Consider the following 19,162-nt stretch of genomic DNA (forward strand, 5'->3'; position numbering starts at 1 on the left):
CCTGGTCGAGCCGGCGGGCCGTGCGGACGGCCAGCCTTGCCGTCACCGTCTCTCCGCCCCGGGCCTGAAGCAAACCGAACATCAGCTCCTCCGTCGTTCTCCTCGCCATATGTTCATGTTTTGTTCCGCGTGAAAAGTGGGGACAGCGGGGAAGATGGCGCTGCGTGCCGCTATGGTTACTGCCGGTGTCCGCCGGACGGGCGCCGTTCACGATGGGGTAAGCACGGGGGCCAGGGCTCCGAGGCGATCCAGACATGGGAGCGGGCTGGCCTCCAGGAGGTTCCCGGCCGAACAGTGCAGCGCAATAAAGCCGGGCGCTCACCTTCTCATCGCAAGCTGTCCCGAGACGATCGACAGACCAGCTGCGGAACAACTTAATCGCCGGCGCAGTTGAAGCCCCCGAACTATTCCGGGAGTTTTGACATGCGCTTCACGGTAATCGCCCTCGCGGCGGCCACATGCATCGGAACCGCCCTGCCCGCGGCGGCTCAGTCCATCGAGGTCGGCCCGCGCGGGGTCGGCGTCGATCTCCGGTCCCCAGGACAGCGCGAGCGCGACTGGGAGCGTGATCAGTGGCGCCGCGAGCGGGCCAGGGAACGCCGCCGCTGGGACGAGACCGGCAGCGTCCGCGGCTGCCGCGAGGTCACGGTGCGGGAACGCAACGAGTATGGCGACCGGGTGACCCGCACCCGCCGCGAGTGCTGACGCGAGTCGCGTGTGGCCCGGGAGGCGGTAGCGCCTCCCGGACGCCTTCTGCAGCCGGGCGGAGCTGCCCCCGCATCTAAGCCTCTCCGAATCCGCCCGCCGTCGGCGTGCGGATGATGATCGCGTCGCCCGGCTCCATCACGGTCTGGTCGCAGCCCCCGAGCTGTTCGAGCCGTCCGTCCCGGCGCCGGGCGAAGTTCTCGCCGACCCTGCCCGGCTCGCCGCCGTGCGCCCCGAAAGGCGGCACGCGACGGTGGCTGGTGAGCAGCGCCAGGTCCATGCGCTCGAGGAAGCGGATCCGCCGCTCCGTGCCGTCGCCGGCATGCCACTTGCCGCGCCCGCCTGAGCCCGTCCGGATGTGGAAATCCTCGAGCACCACGGGGTAGCGGAACTCGAGCACCTCCGGATCGGTGAGGCGCGAGTTGGTCATGTGGGTGTGGACGGCGTCCGTTCCGTCCCAGCCGGGGCCGGCCGGCGAGCCCGAGCAGATCGTCTCGTAATACTGGTAGGTGTCGTTGCCGAAGGTCAGGTTGTTCATGGTGCCCTGCGCGGCCGCCATGGCGCCCAGCGCGCCGAACAGGCAGTTCGTGACGCCCTGGCTCACCTCGACATTCCCGGCCACCACGGCCGCCGGATAGCGCGGCGACAGCATGGTGCCCTCGGGCACGACGATGTTGATCGGCCGCAGGCACCCGGCATTCATCGGGATGCGGCCCTCGACCATGACGCGGAAGACGTAGAGCACCGCCGCCCGGGTCACGGGCGCCGGGGCGTTGTAGTTGTCCGCCCGCTGCTCGGAGGTGCCGGTGAAATCCACCGTCGCCTCGCGCTTCTCGCGATCCACCGTGATGCGCACCCGGACGACACAGCCCTGGTCGAACTCGTAATCGTACGAGCACTCGTCCGGCAGGTTGTCGAGGACGCGCCGGACCGACTCGGCGGCGTTGTCCTGCACGTGGCCCATATAGGCCTGCACGACATCCAGCCCGAAATGCCGGACCATGCGCTTTAGCTCGGCGACGCCGCGCTCGTTGGCGGCGATCTGGGCCTTCAGGTCGCCGATGTTCTGGACCGGGTTGCGGGCGGGATACCTGGCGCCGGTGAGGAGATCGCGCAGCTCCGCCTCGCGGAAACGGCCTTGATCGACGAGCTTGAAGTTGTCGATGTAGACGCCTTCCTCGTCGATATGGGTGGCGAGCGGCGACATCGAGCCCGGGCTCACGCCGCCGACATCGGCATGATGGCCGCGCGAGGCGACGTAGAAGAGAATCTCGCGCTCCGCCTCGTCGAAGACGGGGGTGACGACCGTGATGTCGGGCAGGTGGGTGCCGCCGTTATAGGGCGCGTTGATCGCGTAGACGTCGCCGGGCCGGATCGAGGCGCCATGCGCCCGGATCACGCTCTCGACCGACTTGTCCATCGAGCCGAGATGCACGGGCATGTGCGGGGCATTGGCCACGAGCGCGCCGTCACGGTCGAAGACCGCGCAGGAGAAGTCGAGCCGCTCCTTGATGTTGACCGAATAGGCAGTGTTCTGGAGCGTCAGCCCCATCTCCTCGGCGATCGACATGAAGAGGTTGTTGAACACCTCCAGCATGACCGGATCGGCCTTCGTGCCGACCGCCGCGGCCGAGCGCAGGGCTTCCGTGCGGGTCAGGACGACGTGGTCCTTCGTCGTCACCTCGGCGGTCCAGCCGGGCTCGACCACGATCGTCTGGTGCGGCTCGATGAGGAGCGCCGGGCCCTTCATCTTCGCCCCAGCCCCGATGTCCTTGCGGAAATAGACGGGCGCATCGTGCCACTCGCCGCCCGAGAAGAAGCGCGTCGTCCGCGAGGTCTCGGGCATGCCGGCCCGTGCCGCGTGATCCCTCTCGTCCGGTGCCGTGCCGCCTCCGACCGCCTCCGCCGAGGCGGCCTCGATCGTCAGCGCCTTCGTCTCGTCGATGAAGCCGAACCGCGACTTGTGCGCCGCCTCGAAGGCGCGGACCATCTCCTCCCGCGGACCGAAGGGCACCACGAGCGAGGTATCCGTGCCCGCGTAGCGGATATGGGCGCGGCGATGGGCCGTGATCCCGCCAGCCGGGACGCCCTGCCCCTCCACCTCGCGCCGGACCTCATCGGACAGGCCATCGAGCACGGCGGCGGTCTCCGCCAACCCGGCTTCGTCGAGCCCGGCCTCGACGGTGCGCTGGCGCGTCGCGCGGATGTCGGCGAGCCCCATGCCGTAGGCCGAAAGCAGGCCCGAGAGCGGGTGGATGAGGATGGTCTTCATGCCGAGCGCATCGGCGACCAGGCAGGCATGCTGCCCCCCTGCCCCGCCGAAGCAGTTCAGCGCGTAGCGGGTGACGTCGTAGCCGCGCTGGACCGAGATCTTCTTGATGGCGCTCGCCATGTTCTCGACCGCGATGCGGATGAAGCCGTCGGCCACCGCCTCGGGCGGCCGTCCGTCGCCGATCTCGGAGGCGAGTTGCCCGAAGGCCTCCTGGACGGATGGCAGGTCGAGCGGCTCGTCCCCGTTCGGCCCGAAGATCTTGGGAAAGGTCTCGGGCGAGAGCTTCCCGACCATGACATTCGCGTCGGTGACCGCGAGCGGGCCGCCGCGGCGGTAGCAGCGCGGGCCGGGATCGGCGCCGGCCGAATCCGGCCCGACCGTGAAGCGGCGGCCGTCGAAATGCAGGATCGAGCCGCCGCCGGCCGCCACCGTGTGGATCAGCATCATGGGCGCCCGCATGCGGACGCCGGCGACCTCGGTCTCGAAGGCGCGCTCGTATTCGCCGTCGTAGTGGGACACGTCCGTCGAGGTGCCGCCCATGTCGAAGCCGATGACGCTCGGCAGACCGGCGATGCCGGCCGTCTCGACGCAGCCGACGACCCCGCCCGCAGGGCCGGATAGGATCGCATCTCGGCCCTGGAACAGGCGGGCATCGGTCAGGCCGCCGGCCGAGGTCATGAACATGAGGCGGGTTTGCCTAGGCTGCGCGCCCTCTCCCTCCCCGGAGGGGATGGCCGAGTCGCGCGCAGCGCGAGCCGGGGTGGGGATATGCGTGACCCCATTCCCCTCCGTCAGGCCCTTCGGGCCTGCCACCTCACCCTGCGGGGGAGGAGAAAGCTCGCCCGCCACCTGGTCGACGTAGCGCTTCAGGATGGGCGACAGGTAGGCATCGACCACCGTGGTGTCGCCGCGGCCGACGAGCTTCATCAGCGGCGAGACCTCGTGGCTCGCCGAGACCTGCGGGAAGCCGATCTCGCGGGCGAGTTCGGCGACCTGGCGCTCGTGCTCGGGCGAGCGATAGGCGTGCATGAACACCACCGCGCAGGCCCGGATGCCGTCGGCGAAGGCGGCCTCCAGCTCGCGCCGTGCGCCGGCGAGGTCGGGTTCGCGCTCCACCGTCCCGTCGGCCAGAACGCGCTCGTCCACCTCGACAACGCGCTCGTAGAGCTGGTCGGGCTTCACGATCTTCTTGGCGAAGATGTCGGGCCGGGCCTGGTAGCCGATGCGGAGCGCATCCCGGAACCCGCGCGTCGTGACGAGGAGCGTCCGCTCGCCCTTGCGCTCGAGCAGCGCATTGGTGGCGACGGTCGTCCCCATCTTCACGGCGGCGATGCGGTCGGATGGGATCGCCTCGCCGGCCTTCAGGCCCATCAGCTCGCGGATGCCCTGGATGGCGGCGTCGCGGTAGAGGCCCGGATTCTCCGACAGGAGCTTGTGCGCAACGATCGAGCGGTCCGGGCGGCGGGCGACGATGTCCGTGAAGGTGCCGCCGCGATCAATCCAGAATTCCCACAGGCCGGTCAAATGTCGAACTCCGGGCAGGTCGAAGATATCGCCCCGCCTTACCGAAGCTTTCCCCCGCACGATAGCGGCCGCCGGGATGAATGGCTCGCGCTTGCGGGCGGGCTGGAAGGGCGAGCGGTGGGGCGTTCCGCCTCGACCGGGTGCCAAGCGGCTGGCTCTTCCGCTCGCACCGGCGAAAGCCGGTGCCCAGGCCCCCGGCGGCTGGATCCCGGCTTCCGCCGGGATGAGCGGGAAAATGCGCACGCGCCGTCCGTCCCCGGCCCGTGGTCCTGTCCGTCGGCACTGTCAAAGAGCGGGTGGGAAGAAGGACGCCGGGTCCCAGCTTCGATTTTGGAAAGGTATGCCGGAGCCCGGCGTCCTTTCTGGCGGTCTTTTCGGCCCCTAGGCACACGCCCGGTCAGCCGCCCGGGCGCCCGGTCACCGGACCGGACCTCGGGACCCGCCGCCCTCTTCCGCCAGTCGGATCCGGTGATCAGACGAGCCTGCCCGTCGGAAGCGGCGCAGGGCTTGTGACAGATATAGGAATAAATGTCAAGGCGCCGCCGCGCACCCTCTCCCGGTCGGGAGAGGGATGGGGTGAGGGCAGGACGGCTCAAACTAACGCGCGACGCTCGTGCTGTCCCTTGCTCTGCGCTCCACCTCCCGCCGTCCCGCCCTCACCCCGGCCGGCTTCGCCCTCCGACCGTCTCCCCGCCCGGGAGAGGCATGCGCGTCATCCCCGTTTGACTCCACCCTGGCCCGCATGATGCATGATGGTCGTCAAACAGGGGAGCAAGGCATGAAGACGGGTCGGGTTGCGGGTCTGGCGCTGGGTTGCGCCATGGTTATGGCGGGTGCGGCCTCGGCCCAGGAAACGAAGATCGCGATGGGCATCTCGGGATGGACCGGCTTCGCCCCGCTGACCCTCGCCAAGGAGGCCGGCATCTTCAAGAAGAACGGCCTCGACGTCACCATCAAGAAGATCCCGCAGGCCTCCCGCCACCTCGCGATCGCGTCCGGCGACATCCAGTGCGCAGCGACCACGGTCGAGACCTGGATCGTCTGGAACGCCGCCGGCATCACGACGCGGCAGATCTTCCAGCTCGACAAGAGCTACGGCGCCGACGGGATGGCCGTCCGGGGCAATATCGGCTCGATCAAGGACCTGAAGGGCAAGACGGTCGCCGCCTCGGCGCCCGGCACCTCGCCGTATTTCGTCCTCGCCTGGATGCTGAAGCAGAACGGGCTCACCACCAAGGACGTCACGATCGTCAACATGGAGCCCGGCCCGGCCGCGCAGGCCTTCATCGCCGGCCAGAACGACGCCGCGATGACCTACGAGCCCTATCTCTCCTCCGTGCGCGCGAAGCCGGAAGCCGGCAAGATCATCGCGACCACGCTCGACTACCCGGTCGTGATGGATACGGTCGGCTGCACGCCGGCCTTCCTCGACGCGAACCCGAAAGCCGCCAAGGCGCTCGCCGACAGCTATTTCGAGGCGCTCGAGATGATCGCCAAGGACCAGGCCAAGGCCTACGAGATCATGGGCGCGGACGTGAAGCAGACCGGCGAGCAGTTCGGCAATTCGGCGAAGTACCTCCGCTGGCAGGACAAGGCCGCCAACAAGACCTTCTTCGCGGGCGAGCACGCCAAGTTCTCCAAGGACGCGGCCGACCTCCTGCTGGAAACGGGCGTGATCAAGCAGATTCCGGACCTGTCGAAGCTGGCGGATACGCAGTTCATCCAGTAACTGGAAGCCGCGACCTGTTCCCTCTCCCGTGCGGGAGAGGGTTAGGGTGAGGGTGAGGGCGCGCCTGAATTCGCACCCGGCCCAGCCCCACTCCGTCATTCGCCCCGGTAATGCGACACACTAAAATGTCCTGCCCTCGCCCCAACCCTCTCCCGAACGGGAGAGGGAGCCTGTCGCGTGTCGGCCCGCGATGATGTTTCGCCCCCTCGAACCCGTCAGCCAGGGCGCGCGCATCGCGCTCGGCCTTCTCTTCTTCGCGCTCTTCGTGGGCGCGTGGGCGATCGCGACCCTCGGCGGCTTCGTGTCGCGCACCTTCCTGGCCGACCCGATCTCGATGGTGCAGGACGGCTGGCTCCTGCTGACGAAGTTCGGCTTCCTGCACGATATCGGCATGACGGTGTGGCGGGTGCTCGGCGGCTTCGTGCTGGCCGCCATCGTGGCGGTGCCGGTCGGCATCATGATGGGCGCCTACAAGCCGATCGAGGCGCTGCTGGAGCCCTTCGTCTCCTTCGCCCGCTATCTGCCGGCCTCCGCCTTCATCCCGCTCCTGATCCTCTGGGCGGGAATCGGCGAATTCCAGAAGCTCCTCGTCATCTTCATCGGCTCGGTGTTCCAGCTGATCCTGATGATCGCGGTCGCGATCGGCTCGACCCGGCGCGATCTCGTCGAGGCTGCCTACACGCTCGGCTCGACGCAGCGCTCCGTCGTGCGCCGGGTCCTGCTGCCCGCGAACGCCCCGGACATCGCCGAGATCCTGCGGCTCGTCCTCGGCTGGGCCTGGACCTACGTGATCGTCGCCGAGCTGATCGGCTCGTCCTCGGGCATCGGCCACATGATCATCGACTCGCAGTCGCTGCTGGCGACCGGGCAGATGATCTTCGGCATCATCGTCATCGGCCTGATCGGCCTCGTGTCGGATTTCGCGTTCAAGGCCGCGAACCGGACGCTGTTCCCGTGGCGGCTGGCATGAGGGTTCCCCTGTCTCTTCTCCCCGTCGCCGACGGGAAGAAGTCGAGCGAAAGCGGCAGCTTTCGACCGGATGAGGGGCCTGTCCCCTGCCGGGCATGCCCCTCACCCGGTTCCGCTGCGCGGACTCGACCTCTCCCCGCCGGGGCAGGGAGAGGCAGGAATCCGACATGAACCCCAAGCTTCTCGTCGAGAACGTCTCGCGCGTCTTCCCGGGCGTGCATGGCGGGGCGCCCGTGACGGCGCTCCAGCCGACGAACCTCTCCGTGCCGGAAAACGACTTCATCACGCTGCTCGGGCCGTCGGGCTGCGGAAAGTCGACCCTGCTGCGCATCGTGGCGGGCCTCGACCGGCCGACCACCGGGCGCGTGCTGCTGGACGGCCGCGAGGTGACCGGGCCGGGGCCCGAGCGCGGCATGGTGTTCCAGTCCTACACGCTCTTTCCCTGGCTGAACGTCGCCCAGAACATCGCCTACGGGCTCAAGGAGCGCGGCGTGCCGGAGGCGCGGCGGCGCGAGATCGTCGACCATTACCTCGGCCGCATGGGCCTGACGGGCTTTGCCAACCACTGGCCGAAGCAGCTTTCGGGCGGCATGCAGCAGCGCGTCGCCATCGCGCGGGCGCTGGCGAACGATCCCGCCATGCTGCTGCTGGACGAGCCTTTCGGCGCGCTCGACAACCAGACCCGCGCCCTGATGCAGGAATTGCTGCTCGGCATCTGGGAACGCGACCAGAAGACGGTGCTCTTCGTCACGCACGACATCGAGGAGGCGATCTTCCTCGCCTCGCGCGTCCTCGTGATGACGGCGCGGCCCGGACGCATCAAGTCCGAGGTCGTGGTCGACCTGCCCCATCCGCGCGACTACCGCGTAAAGACGACGCCCGAGTTCAACGCGCTGAAGGCCCGGCTCACGGAGGAGATCCGCGCCGAGGCCGTGCTGGCCGCCCAGGAGCACTGACCGGGCGGGCTATCCGGCCGAAGACCCCAGCCTCGCCAGGACCTCGCCGGCCGCGCGCTCGCCCTCCTCCCAGGCGCCGCCGACCGTGCCCCAGAGCGAGCGCGACGCGGCCTCGCCCGCGAACCAGAGGCGGTCGCCCACCGGCCGGGCATAATCCTCGCGGATCGGCACGCGCCCGGGCGGGACGACCGACCAGGAGGAGAGCGCCCACGGGTCGTTCAGCCAGTCGGTGACCTCGAGAACCCTGAGGTCGCGGATAGCCCGCGCCCCGAAGATCCCGCGCAGGAAATCCCGCGCCAGCCGGGCGCTCCGGTCGCGGCTGCCGGCCTCCACGGCCGTTCGGTAGTCGAGCTCGAGGTAGTGGATTGGCGCGCCCTCGATATTCGTGAGCAGCCCGAGGTTCCGGGTCGGGGTGATCAGCTTCGTGAGCCGGTCCGGGCCTGGGAAAGGGGCGCCCGGCCAGTTGAGGACGACATGCTCGTAGGCGCCGGGCAGGAAGCCCGCGATCGCCTCCGTCATGCCGGCGGGGAGCGCCGGGAGGAACCGGATCGCGCCGGCCTCCAGGACGGGCGTCGGCACCGTGACGATCGCGGCGGATGCCTTGACCGAACCCTGGGGCGTCGTGAGGCGGACGCCTCGCCCGGACCAGTCGATCGCCGTCACCGGACAGCCGAGCCGGATCGGCAGGTTCGCGGCAAGGCGCGACAGGAAGGCCCCGTAGCCTCCCCGGATGAAGTAGTTGTCGCCGAACTCGTCGCTCGGGAAATCCCGCGCGCTCACCTCCTCCAGGGGACGGCCGCTGATCAGGGCCATGGTGGCCGCGAGGGCGGAACGCCATTGCCCGAGGGGCGGAAGCGCCTGCGCGAGAGAGCAATCCTCGGCGGCCCGTCCGGCCGCGTTGAAGCTCCGGTCCGCCCGGTCGAAGCCGCCATCATAGCCGCGGCGCTCCGCACGCGTCGCCTTCCGGCCGTCCACGACGAGATGCCCTTTTCCGGGCGCGCGACGGAGCGGCTCTCCCCGTTGCCGGCCCAGCCGCACGAGCGGGTTCAGGCCGCCGGCATGGAGCCAGTGGGCGCCGAGATCGACCGGGTGGCCGCCGAGCCGCACCGTGACGGCCCGCCCCCCGACGCGATCCCGCGCCTCCAGGACGGCGACCGTGCGGCCCTCGGCGAGGCAGGCGCGGGCGGCCGCGATGCCGGCGGCCCCGGCGCCGACGATCGCGACGTCGACCTCCGCGGCGGGCTCTGTCAGCAGGGGCGTGGAGATGGGGCGGCGCAAGGAAGGACTCGAGGGTGGCGCGGCGTCATGCCGGCCCGTGGCTCGCGGTTCAAGCCTGGCCGGCCGAGCGCGTTCCCGCAAGCTCGTGCTATGCGGGCCGAATGCTCGCCGTCATTCTTCCCTCGGCCTATGCGGCCGTTCGCCAGGTCTTCTCGCCGGAGCTCCGCGGACTCTTCTGGCGCACGATCGGCTTCACGCTGCTTCTGCTGGGCCTCCTCTGGTACGGGCTGACGCAGGGGCTCTCGGCCATCGTGGCGGCCCATCCGGTCAGCGCCGACTACCCGTTCGTCAACGCGGCGCTGGTCTTCCTGGCCGGCGCAGGCCTCCTGGTCGGGCTGCTCTACATCCTGCCGGTCACGTCCGCGCTGGTCGCAGGCTTCTTCCTGGACGAGGCGGCGGGTGCGGTGGAGCGGAAGGATTTCCCCGCCGACCCGCCGGGCAAGCCGATCTCGCTCGGCAAGTCGATCGGCTACGGGCTGCGCTTCGCCGCGCTCGCGCTCGCCGTGAACCTCGCCGCCCTGATGCTCATCTTCGTGCCGGGCGTGAACATCGTCGCCTTCTTCGCCGCGAACGCCTACCTGCTCAGCCGGGAATATTTCGAGATGGCGGCCGGGCGCTTCAGGCCGCTGGAGGAGGCCCGCCGCCTCCGGCGGGAGAACCGTGTCACGATCCTCGCCGCAGGCGCCGTGCTGGCCGGGCTGGTGCTCATCCCGGTGGTGAACCTCCTCATCCCGCTCTTCGGGATTGCCTTCATGGTTCATCTGCACAAGCGCATTGCAGCCAAGCGTCTGCCCGCCGTATGAGCTGCGCCAGGGAGCAGAAAGCCATGCCGTCCAAGCTCGAACAATTGCGGTCCATGACGACCGTGGTCGCCGATACCGGAGACATCGAGGCGGTCCGCCGGCTGAAGCCGGAAGACTGCACCACCAACCCGACCCTCCTCCTCAAGGCGGCCCAGTCGGAGGGCGGCTCGGAGATGCTGGAGCGCGCGCTCGACTGGGGACGGCGGCAATCCGGCGCGAAGGACTCGACGATCGCGGCGATCGCCGACCGCGTCGCCGTGGCGGTCGGGGCGGAGCTCGCCGGCATCGTCCCGGGCCGCGTCTCGACCGAAGTCGACGCCGACCTCTCCTTCGACACCGCGGCGACCGTCGAGGCGGCCCGCCGCATCATCCGCGACTACGCCGATCTCGGCGTCGGGCGCGAGCGCATCCTGATCAAGATCGCCGGGACCTGGGAGGGGATCCGGGCCGCCGAGATCCTCCAGCGCGAGGGCATCGACTGCAACGTAACGCTCGTCTTCTCGTCAGTCCAGGCGATGGCCTGCGCGAATGCGGGCGTGTTCCTCATCTCGCCCTTCGTCGGGCGGATCCTCGACTGGCACGTGAAGAACGGCGGCGGCCCCTACACGGCCGAGACGGATCCGGGCGTGATGTCCGTCGCCAGCATCTACGGCGCCTTCAAGGCCCACGGCGCCCGGACGGTGGTGATGGGCGCGTCCTTCCGCAACGTCGGCGAGGTCGAGGCGCTGGCGGGCTGCGACCGCCTCACCATCTCGCCCGCCCTGATGGACGAGCTCGCCAAGGACGAGGGCGCCCTGCCCCGGCGGCTCTCGCCGCAGACCCCGGCCGCGCACCCGGCCTGGCGCAGCTTCGAGGAGGCGGAGTTCCGCTTCTGCCTGAACGAGGATGCGATGGCGTCCGAGAAGCTGTCGGAGGGCATCCGGCTCTTCGTCCGCGACCTGCGCACGCTGCGGTCCCTGATCGCAGCGCGGCTCGATCACGCCAAGGCTGCTTGACGGGCCGCTTCATCTATTGTTGCAGGCGCAACTGTCATCGTTTCGTCATATGGTTGTCACGCGGGCATCGTGCCGGCGCACCAACACGAGACGGGCCTGACCGGGTTTCGCGCTCACCTCCGTCGAACGCGGGATCTGGCTTCAAGGGCTCCAGTTCAGGGAAGAACGCAATGAGATCCTTTGCCCGCCTGGCGGCCGCGCTCACCGCAGCCGCCGTCGCATCCCCGGCCTTCGCGCAGACCGAGATCCAGTGGTGGCACGCCATGACCGGCGGCAACAACGAGGTCGTCGTGAAGCTCGCCGAGGAGTTCAACGCCTCGCAGCGCGATTACAAGATCGTGCCCACCTACAAGGGCAGCTACCCGGACACGATGAATGCCGGCATTGCGGCCTTCCGGGCCGGCAACGCGCCGCACATCCTGCAGGTCTTCGAGGTCGGCACCGCCACCATGATGGCCGCCAAGGGCGCCGTGAAGCCCGTCTTCGAGCTGATGAAGGACGCGGGCGAGCCCTTCGATCCGAAGTCGTACCTGCCGGCCATCACGGGCTACTACTCGACCGCCAAGGGCGACATGCTGTCGATGCCCTTCAACTCGTCCTCCATGGTGATGTGGATCAACAAGGACGCGCTGAAGAAGGCGGGGCTCAACGGCGACCAGCCGCCCAAGACCTGGCCCGAGGTGTTCGACGCGGCCAAGAAGCTGAAGGCCGCCGGCTACAATACCTGCGGGTTCTCGACCGCCTGGACGACCTGGGCGAACATCGAGCAGCTCTCGGCCTGGCACAACCTGCCGCTCTCGACCAAGGCGAACGGGCTCGACGGGTTCGACACCGTCCTCAGCTTCAACGGCCCGCTGCAGGTGAAGCACCTGCAGAACCTCGTGGAGCTGCAGAAGGACAAGACCTTCGACTATTCCGGCCGCACGAATGCCGGCGAAGGCCGGTTCACCAGCGGCGAATGCCCGCTCTTCCTCACCTCCTCGGGCTTCTACGGCAACGTGAAGGGCAACGCGAAGTTCGACTGGGCGGCCGTGCCGATGCCCTACTACCCGGACGTGCAGGGCGCGCCGCAGAACTCGATCATCGGCGGCGCCTCGCTCTGGGTGATGGGTGGCAAGAGCGCCGCGGAGTACAAGGGCGTGGCGAAGTTCTTCGCCTTCCTGTCCGACACGGACCGCCAGGCCAAGCTGCACCAGGAATCGGGCTACCTGCCGATCACGCGTGCGGCCTACGACAAGACCAAGGCCTCCGGCTTCTACGACAAGAACCCCTCGCTCCAGACGGCCCTGATCGAGCTCACCAACAAGGAGCCGACGGAGAATTCGCGCGGGCTTCGCCTCGGCAACATGGTCCAGCTGCGTGACGTGTGGGCCGAGGAGATCGAGTCGGCGCTGGTCGGCCAGAAGAGCCCCAAGGAGGCGCTGGATTCCGCGGTCTCCCGCGGCAACCAGATGCTGAGGCAGTTCGAGCGCTCGGTCAGCCGGTGATCCGAGGGCGTCAGCCCGGGCGCGGTGCAGCATGAGGTGCTGCGCCGCCGAGCCGGGACCCACGATCAAGCTCCCGATGAACATGCCAAGTCGTGGGTTCCGGGTTCGGACATTCGGTCCGCCCCGGAATGACAGGTCGTAAAGAATGGAAAAGCGCGCCGTCTTCGGCAACCGCGCCCTGCCCTACGCGCTTCTCGCGCCGCAGATCGCCATCACCCTGATCTTCTTCTACTGGCCGGCCGCCCAGGCGGTCCGCCAGTCCTTCCTGGTCGAGGACGCATTCGGCCTCTCGACCGAATTCGTCTGGTTCGAGAACTACATCCACCTCTTCACCGACCCGAGCTATTACCGCACGCTCTGGACGACGGTGGTCTTCTCGACGGCCGTCACGGTCATGTCGCTCTCGGTCGCGCTGCTGCTCGCCATCATGGCGGACCGGGAGATCAAGGGAGCGACCGGCTATCGGACGCTGCTGATCTGGCCCTACGCGGTGGCACCCGCGGTGGCCGGCGTGCTGTGGATCTTCATGCTCGATCCCTCGCTCGGCATCATCGCGCAGGGGCTGCGCCGGATCGGCATCGACTGGAACCCGCGCCTCAACGGCGGGCAGGCCATGACCCAGGTCGTGCTCGCCTCGTCCTGGAAGCAGATTTCCTACAACTTCCTGTTCTTCCTGGCCGGGCTCCAGGCGATCCCGAAGAGCGTCATCGAGGCCGCGGCCATCGACGGGGCGCGTCCCTGGCGGCGCTTCTGGACCATCATCCTGCCGCTGCTCTCGCCGACGACCTTCTTCCTCGTCGTCGTGAACATCGTCTACGCGTTCTTCGAGACCTTCGGGACGATCGACGCCATGACGGGCGGCGGCCCGGCCAAGGCGACGGAAACCCTCGTCTACAAGGTCTATGCGGACGGACGGCTCGGCGGCGACCTCGGCGGCTCTGCCGCACAATCCGTCATCCTGATGGTCATCGTGATCGGGTTGACCGCCATCCAGTTCCGGTTCGTCGAGCGCAAGGTCACCTACTGATGGTCGAACGCCGCACGTTCTTCGGCACCTTCCTGCCCCACCTCGTCCTGCTGGCGGGCGTCGCCGTCGTCGCCTTCCCGGTCTACCTCGCGGTCGTGGGCTCCACCCACGAATCCGCCGTGATCGCGAACGGCCAGATGCCGCTCTATCCCGGGAGCGAAGCAGCCGAGACCTATTACCGGACCCTCGTCATCGGCCCGAGCCGCACGACCCGGGAACCCGTCTCGGGGATGCTGCTCAACAGCTTCCTGATGGCCATGATCATCGCGGTCGGGAAGATCGCGATCTCGATCCTGTCCGCCTATGCGGTCGTCTATTTCCGCTTCCCGCTCAGGATGGCGGCGTTCTGGACGATCTTCATCACGTTGATGCTCCCGGTCGAGGTGCGCATCTACCCGACCTACAAGATCGTCGCCGATCTCGGCCTTCTCGATTCCATGGCCGGCCTCACCCTGCCGCTCATCGCCTCGGCGACCGCCACGCTCCTGTTCCGGCAGTTCTTCATGACCGTGCCGGACGAGCTGGTGGAAGCCTCCAAGATCGACGGCGCCGGACCGTTCCGGTTCTTCAAGGATACGCTGCTGCCGCTGTCGCGCACGAACATGGCGGCCCTGTTCGTGATCCTCTTCATCTATGGCTGGAACCAGTATCTCTGGCCGCTGCTAATCACGACGCGCGACGACATGCAGACGATCGTCATCGGCATCAAGAAGATGATCGTCACCTCCGACGCCCTCACCGAGTGGCAGATCGTGATGGCGACCGCTGTGCTCGCGATGCTTCCGCCGGTTCTCGTCGTGATCCTGATGCAGAAGCTCTTCGTCCGCGGCCTCGTGGAAACGGAGAAATGAGCATCGCCGGAGCCGGCGATGTGTGCAGGAACACTGGTGAGCAGATCTTCAATCTGGCAGTAAACAGCTCGGCCAAGCTTCGGCCAAGATCTTTAGATCGGAGAGCTGAATTGCCGAACGTCACGATCTGGACCGGATCCGCGCTGCAATACGCAACCGCCGACGGCCCGAGCTGGTCGCTCCAGAAGCCGCACCCGCCTGCGGACCGCAGGGCGATCCAGCGCGCCAACGGCGCCATCAGGCCCGTGGCGATCGGGAACACCGGCGCGTGGGAATCCATCCTGACCGAGATCGACGGAGCCAGTACCGGCATCTCGCTTGGCTACAGCGACAGCGCGGGCGTCCCGAACGAGACCAAGGCTTGGCGCAAGGGCTACATGCTCTCCGCCCGCGATGTCGCCGCCCGCAACCAGATGAGCGCGCCGGCCTATTTCCAGCGGCCCCACAGCGTCCTGTGGCGATCGACGCCGAGCCTCGACACGTCCGAGGTCTGGCTCGGACTCTTCGTGAACGCGGGCGCGACCGTCGTCGCCGCCAAAGCGCGCTTCTTCATGGGCGTGGTCTGGAAGATCGGGACCGTGAACCGGTTCCACCTCGTCGTCGGCAATGGCGGCTTCCTGGCCGCGGGAGCCGGTGCCAATGCGGGCGCCGCGATCGGCATCATGACGGGGTTCAGTTCGGCCGCCGAGATGGTGAACTACACCAAGTTCGACTACGGCCTCGACGTGAACATCGGCAAGAAATGGGCCGAGTTCGCTGGCGCCTGCACGCGCGGTGCGCAGCTCACCACGGCGCTCACGCCCGCCTTCAAGGCGCTCTCGACGATGAAGAGCGCGGTCCCGGTCGGCCAGTTGCTGGAGGTCAGCAAGACCTGGGATGGGCGGGCGAAGGCCGTCGAGTCGGCAGCTAAGATCTTCGGCGCCCCCGGCGTCCGAGGCGCGCTGGCCGAGGCCAGCAAGAGCGCCAACACGGTCGAATTCGCCAAGACCCTGCTCGCCTGCCTGGGCGTGGACGGGTCGAGCAAGGGCTTCGACTTCATCGACCTCGGCGGCGTCAGCCTCGAACTCGGCGTCTATGGCGGCTACAGCACCATCCACTATGCAGCGCCGCTCTGATGCGCCGAAACCCGGAAGGATCCTGACAGCATGGCTTCGGTAACGCTCGAAGGCGTCCGCAAGGTCTATCACGGCGGTGTCGAAGCCGTGCGCGGCGTCTCGTTCGAGGTGCAGGACGGGTCGTTCTGCGTGCTCGTCGGCCCGTCCGGCTGCGGAAAATCGACCCTGCTGCGGATGATCGCCGGGCTGGAGACGATCTCGGGCGGGACGGTGAGGATCGGCGACCGCGTCGTGAACGACATCGAGCCGGCCGACCGCGACATCGCGATGGTGTTCCAGAACTACGCGCTCTACCCGCATATGAGCGTGTACGACAACATGGCCTACGGCCTGCGGAACCGCGGCACGCCCAAGGCCGAGATCGACACCCGCGTGCGGGAGGCCGCCCGGATCCTGGCGATCGAGCCCTTCCTGGACCGGCGCCCGAAGGCTCTCTCGGGCGGGCAGCGCCAGCGCGTCGCCATGGGCCGCGCGATCGTCCGCAAGCCGCAGGTGTTCCTGTTCGACGAGCCGCTCTCGAACCTCGATGCGAAGCTGCGCGTGCAGATGCGGGTCGAGATCAAGCGCCTGCAGCGAGCGCTCGGGGTGACCTCCGTCTACGTCACGCACGACCAGGTCGAGGCCATGACGCTCTCCGACCAGCTGGTCGTCATGAACGCGGGCCGGGTGGAGCAGATCGGGACGCCGACCGACCTCTATCGCAGGCCGGCGACCCGGTTCGTGGCCGGGTTCCTCGGCTCGCCGGCGATGAACTTCCTCTCCGGCCGTATCGAGAACGAGGGCGCGGTCACGGTCGGCGGCCGGCGGATCGAGCTCGGCAGGGCGGCAAAGGGGGCCCAGCCCGGCGCCGCGGTCGATGTCGGCATGCGGCCGGAAGATCTCCGGCTGGCCGCGGATGGCGAGGCGCAGTTCACCATGGAGGTCGAGTTCATCGAAGAGCTCGGCGCCACGCGCCTGATCCACGGCCGCTCGCCCGGCGGCGCCGTGACCGTCCAGGTACCGGCGGGAGAGCCGCGTTCGACCGGCACGCTCGGCCTCGCGATCGACCCCGCCCAGGTGCACCTATTCGACCCGACGCAGGGCGGCCGCCTCCACATGGCCGGCTGACGCGCTGGCGCGCTTGCGCCGGCGCTGCGCCCTCCTCGACAGGGCGTTCAGCGCCTCGACCAGGCCCGAGAAGGCCATCGCCGTATAGATGTAGCCTCTCGGCACATGCATGCCGAAGCCATCCGCGATCAGCGTCATGCCGATCATCAGGAGGAAGGCGAGCGCGAGCATCACGATCGTCGGATTGCGCTTGATGAAGGCGGCGAGCGGCCCGGACGCTGCGGCCATGACGGCCACCGCGACCACGACGGCGGCGATCATGATGGGCAGGTGCTCCGTCATGCCGACAGCCGTGATGATCGAGTCGATCGAGAACACGAGGTCGAGAAGGACGATCTGCACGATCGCTGCCCCGAACCCCGAGACGACCCGCTCGCTCGTCTCGGCGTCGCCCGGATCCACGTTCTCGTGGATCTCGCGCGTCGCCTTCCAGACCAGGAACAATCCTCCCGCGATCAGGATCATGTCGCGCCAGGAGAAGCCGTGGCCCGCAAGCGTGAAGACGGGCGCGGTCAGGGCGACGATGTAGGCGATGGCCGCAAGCAGCACGAGCCGCATCGCGAGCGCGAGGCTGAGCCCGATCATGCGGGCGGGACGTCGCTGCCGCTCGGGAAGCTTGTTCGTCAGGATTGACAGGAAGATGAGGTTGTCGATCCCGAGGACGATCTCCATCACGATCAGGGTGGCCAGGGCCACCCAGGCGGTCGGATCGGTGAGGAGCGGGACGACCTGGTCCAACGGGGTCACCCCCCCGGTGTTGCCGGCGTGAAGACGCGGACGGCCTTGGGACGAACCCGGAAGACGGCGGGCGTCGCCGTCGTCAGCTCACCGTCGGTGTTCACCGACCGGGCGCGGCGCGTCCGGATCGTGACCTCCGAGGTCGTGAAGGCCCGCACGTCGCGCCAGCTCCCGTGGGTGCCGCGCTTCAGGTAGGGCGCCAGGGCGACGAGCCGCCACCAATGGTCGACCTCGAGGCTGTAGACGTGGAAGCAGCCGTCATCCGGCTGGGCATCCGGGTCCATGGTGAGGCCGCCGCCGTAATGGCGGCCGTTGCCGACGGCGATCTGCACGGTCTTCACCTTCAGCGTCTCGCCGTCGTGCTCGATGAAGGCCGTGAAGGGCCGCGTCCTGGCGAGAAGGCGGGCGCCGGCGAGCGCATAGCCGAGGGTGCCCCAGCGCTTCTTGGCCTCCCGGGTCAGTTCGCGCGCAAGCTCGGCCGAGAAGCCGATCGAGGCGACGTTGAAGAAGAGCCGGCCGTTCACCTCGCCGAGATCGATGGCCCTGAGCCGCCCCTCCACGATCGTCCGCGCGGCGGAGACCGGATCGGGCCCGATGCCGAGCGTCCGGGCGAGGTCGTTCGCGGTGCCGAGCGGGAGAACGCCGAGGGGCAGGCCCGTCTCGACCAGACCGGGCGCCGCGCAGTTCAGCGTGCCGTCGCCCCCGCCCACGATCACGAGATCGAATTCGCGGGCGCCCTCCCGGATCGTGGTGGCGACCGAGGCGGCGCTGTCGCAGCCCCGCTCCTCCAGCTCGATGCCCCCATCGCGCAGGACCTGGAGGGCGTCCGCGATGTCGAGCCCGCCATTGCGGGCCTTGCGATTCAACAACAGCAGCGCGCGCCGGGTCGTGACCCGGCCGGGGCTCGCGCTTTCCTCGTCCAACACTTCCACGGGGCTGCTCCGACCTGACGCAGCCCCCGTCACCCGCTTCTGTCCGGCGAGAGAGCCTTGCGTGATCCACATCGTCCCGCAGGGACCGACAAGGACCCCGCAGGAGCGGGAGCTCAGCTGGAAATGCCGGGCCCGGCTTGCAAGTTCCCCGGTTGCGGGATCAAGCCCGGCGCAACTCCACGTCGAGTTGCGGGCGCTGGTTGATGGTCTGGAACACCACGCAATAGCGCTCGGTGAGCTTCAGCAGCGTGTCGATCTGGTCCTGCGGCGCATCCGTGTCGACCTCGAAGGCGAGGCGGATCGTCCTGAACCCGACCGGCGCGCCCTTGTCGACGCCGAGCGTCCCCCGGAAGTCGAGATCGCCCTCGGCCTTCACTTTGCCGCTCCGGAGCTCGATGCCGAGCGCGGTCGCCACCGCCTTCAGGGTTACGCCCGCGCAGGCGACCAGCGCCTCCAGCAGCATGTCGCCGGAGCAGAGCTCCGCGCCCGAGCCGCCCGTCGCCGGGTGCAGGCCCGCGACCGCGAGCGCCCGGCCCGTCTCGACCTTGCAGGCGATCTTGCTCTCGTCGAGCGTGCCTTCCGCCTTCAGGGTGATCGTCGCGGCATCCGGCTCCCCGCGATAGCGCTCCTTCAGGGGAGCCTGCATGGCCCTCAATGCAGCCGCGTCCATCTCA

General features: G+C 68.6%; 16 protein-coding genes. 11 read left to right on the forward strand and 5 right to left on the reverse strand.

Annotated elements, in window-relative coordinates; all coding sequences use genetic code 11:
• The first annotated feature begins 423 nt into the window (after window positions 1-423).
• A complete protein-coding gene (locus tag ACO2SS_RS08540; RefSeq protein ID WP_423277198.1) occupies window positions 424-705 on the forward strand; it encodes a hypothetical protein in 282 nt (93 codons plus the stop codon).
• Between the two features lie 76 nt (window positions 706-781).
• Here ACO2SS_RS08540 and ACO2SS_RS08545 read toward each other — a convergent pair whose 3' ends face one another.
• Entirely contained in the window at window positions 782-4,501 is a 3,720-nt protein-coding gene (locus ACO2SS_RS08545) for a hydantoinase B/oxoprolinase family protein (RefSeq protein WP_423277199.1), read from the reverse strand.
• Window positions 4,502-5,321: 820 nt separating this feature from the next.
• Here ACO2SS_RS08545 and ACO2SS_RS08550 point away from each other — a divergent pair.
• The 3 genes from ACO2SS_RS08550 (at window position 5,322) to ACO2SS_RS08560 (ending at window position 8,155) form a co-directional block, all read left to right on the forward strand.
• Window positions 5,322-6,230, forward strand: coding sequence for an ABC transporter substrate-binding protein (locus ACO2SS_RS08550; RefSeq protein WP_423277487.1), 909 nt, complete (start codon window positions 5,322-5,324; stop codon window positions 6,228-6,230).
• A 193-nt stretch (window positions 6,231-6,423) separates the two neighbouring features.
• On the forward strand, window positions 6,424-7,200 hold the full coding sequence (locus ACO2SS_RS08555; RefSeq protein WP_423277488.1) for an ABC transporter permease: 777 nt from the start codon (window positions 6,424-6,426) through the stop codon (window positions 7,198-7,200).
• Between the two features lie 166 nt (window positions 7,201-7,366).
• Entirely contained in the window at window positions 7,367-8,155 is a 789-nt protein-coding gene (locus tag ACO2SS_RS08560; RefSeq protein WP_423277200.1) for an ABC transporter ATP-binding protein, read from the forward strand.
• A gap of 9 nt (window positions 8,156-8,164) precedes the next feature.
• Here the strand turns inward: ACO2SS_RS08560 and ACO2SS_RS08565 are convergent, their stop codons facing one another.
• Complete coding sequence (locus tag ACO2SS_RS08565) at window positions 8,165-9,433, reverse strand: flavin monoamine oxidase family protein (RefSeq protein WP_423277201.1); 1,269 nt, start codon at window positions 9,431-9,433, stop codon at window positions 8,165-8,167.
• 101 nt (window positions 9,434-9,534) lie between these two features.
• On the opposite strand from ACO2SS_RS08565, the gene ACO2SS_RS08570 reads away from it, so the two are divergent.
• The 7 genes from ACO2SS_RS08570 (at window position 9,535) to ACO2SS_RS08600 (ending at window position 16,818) form a co-directional block, all read left to right on the forward strand.
• Complete coding sequence (locus ACO2SS_RS08570; protein ID WP_423277202.1) at window positions 9,535-10,236, forward strand: sulfate transporter family protein; 702 nt, start codon at window positions 9,535-9,537, stop codon at window positions 10,234-10,236.
• A 23-nt stretch (window positions 10,237-10,259) separates the two neighbouring features.
• The gene (gene tal / locus ACO2SS_RS08575) at window positions 10,260-11,231 is read left to right on the forward strand and encodes a transaldolase (RefSeq protein ID WP_423277203.1); all 972 of its coding nucleotides are present in this window, start codon (window positions 10,260-10,262) and stop codon (window positions 11,229-11,231) included.
• 170 nt (window positions 11,232-11,401) lie between these two features.
• On the forward strand, window positions 11,402-12,718 hold the full coding sequence (gene ugpB / locus ACO2SS_RS08580) for a sn-glycerol-3-phosphate ABC transporter substrate-binding protein UgpB (protein WP_423277204.1): 1,317 nt from the start codon (window positions 11,402-11,404) through the stop codon (window positions 12,716-12,718).
• Window positions 12,719-12,863: 145 nt separating this feature from the next.
• Window positions 12,864-13,745, forward strand: a complete 882-nt coding sequence (gene ugpA, locus ACO2SS_RS08585; protein WP_423277205.1) for a sn-glycerol-3-phosphate ABC transporter permease UgpA — start codon at window positions 12,864-12,866, stop codon at window positions 13,743-13,745.
• Window positions 13,745-14,596 carry a sn-glycerol-3-phosphate ABC transporter permease UgpE gene (ugpE, locus tag ACO2SS_RS08590; protein ID WP_423277206.1) on the forward strand — a complete coding sequence of 284 codons (852 nt, stop codon included), beginning with the start codon at window positions 13,745-13,747 and terminating at the stop codon, window positions 14,594-14,596. The genes ugpA and ugpE overlap by 1 nt, the downstream gene beginning before the upstream one ends.
• A 110-nt stretch (window positions 14,597-14,706) precedes the next feature.
• Window positions 14,707-15,711: a hypothetical protein gene (locus ACO2SS_RS08595; protein WP_423277207.1), complete on the forward strand. Its 1,005-nt coding sequence runs from the start codon at window positions 14,707-14,709 to the stop codon at window positions 15,709-15,711.
• Window positions 15,712-15,741: 30 nt separating this feature from the next.
• The gene (locus ACO2SS_RS08600; protein WP_423277208.1) at window positions 15,742-16,818 is read left to right on the forward strand and encodes an ABC transporter ATP-binding protein; all 1,077 of its coding nucleotides are present in this window, start codon (window positions 15,742-15,744) and stop codon (window positions 16,816-16,818) included.
• On the opposite strand, the gene ACO2SS_RS08605 is transcribed toward ACO2SS_RS08600, so the two are convergent.
• The 3 genes from ACO2SS_RS08605 to ACO2SS_RS08615 all read right to left on the reverse strand — a co-directional run bounded on the left by ACO2SS_RS08605 (window position 16,774) and on the right by ACO2SS_RS08615 (window position 19,158).
• Complete coding sequence (locus tag ACO2SS_RS08605; protein WP_423277209.1) at window positions 16,774-17,556, reverse strand: TerC family protein; 783 nt, start codon at window positions 17,554-17,556, stop codon at window positions 16,774-16,776. The two genes, ACO2SS_RS08600 and ACO2SS_RS08605, sit on opposite strands and share 45 nt — an antisense overlap.
• A gap of 5 nt (window positions 17,557-17,561) precedes the next feature.
• Entirely contained in the window at window positions 17,562-18,488 is a 927-nt protein-coding gene (locus tag ACO2SS_RS08610) for a lipid kinase (protein ID WP_423277210.1), read from the reverse strand.
• A gap of 160 nt (window positions 18,489-18,648) precedes the next feature.
• Window positions 18,649-19,158 carry an OsmC family protein gene (locus ACO2SS_RS08615; RefSeq protein ID WP_423277211.1) on the reverse strand — a complete coding sequence of 170 codons (510 nt, stop codon included), beginning with the start codon at window positions 19,156-19,158 and terminating at the stop codon, window positions 18,649-18,651.
• Between the last annotated feature and the right edge of the window lie 4 nt (window positions 19,159-19,162).

The organism is Enterovirga sp. CN4-39 (genome assembly GCF_049446235.1).
Classification (GTDB): Bacteria; Pseudomonadota; Alphaproteobacteria; order Rhizobiales; family Beijerinckiaceae; genus Enterovirga.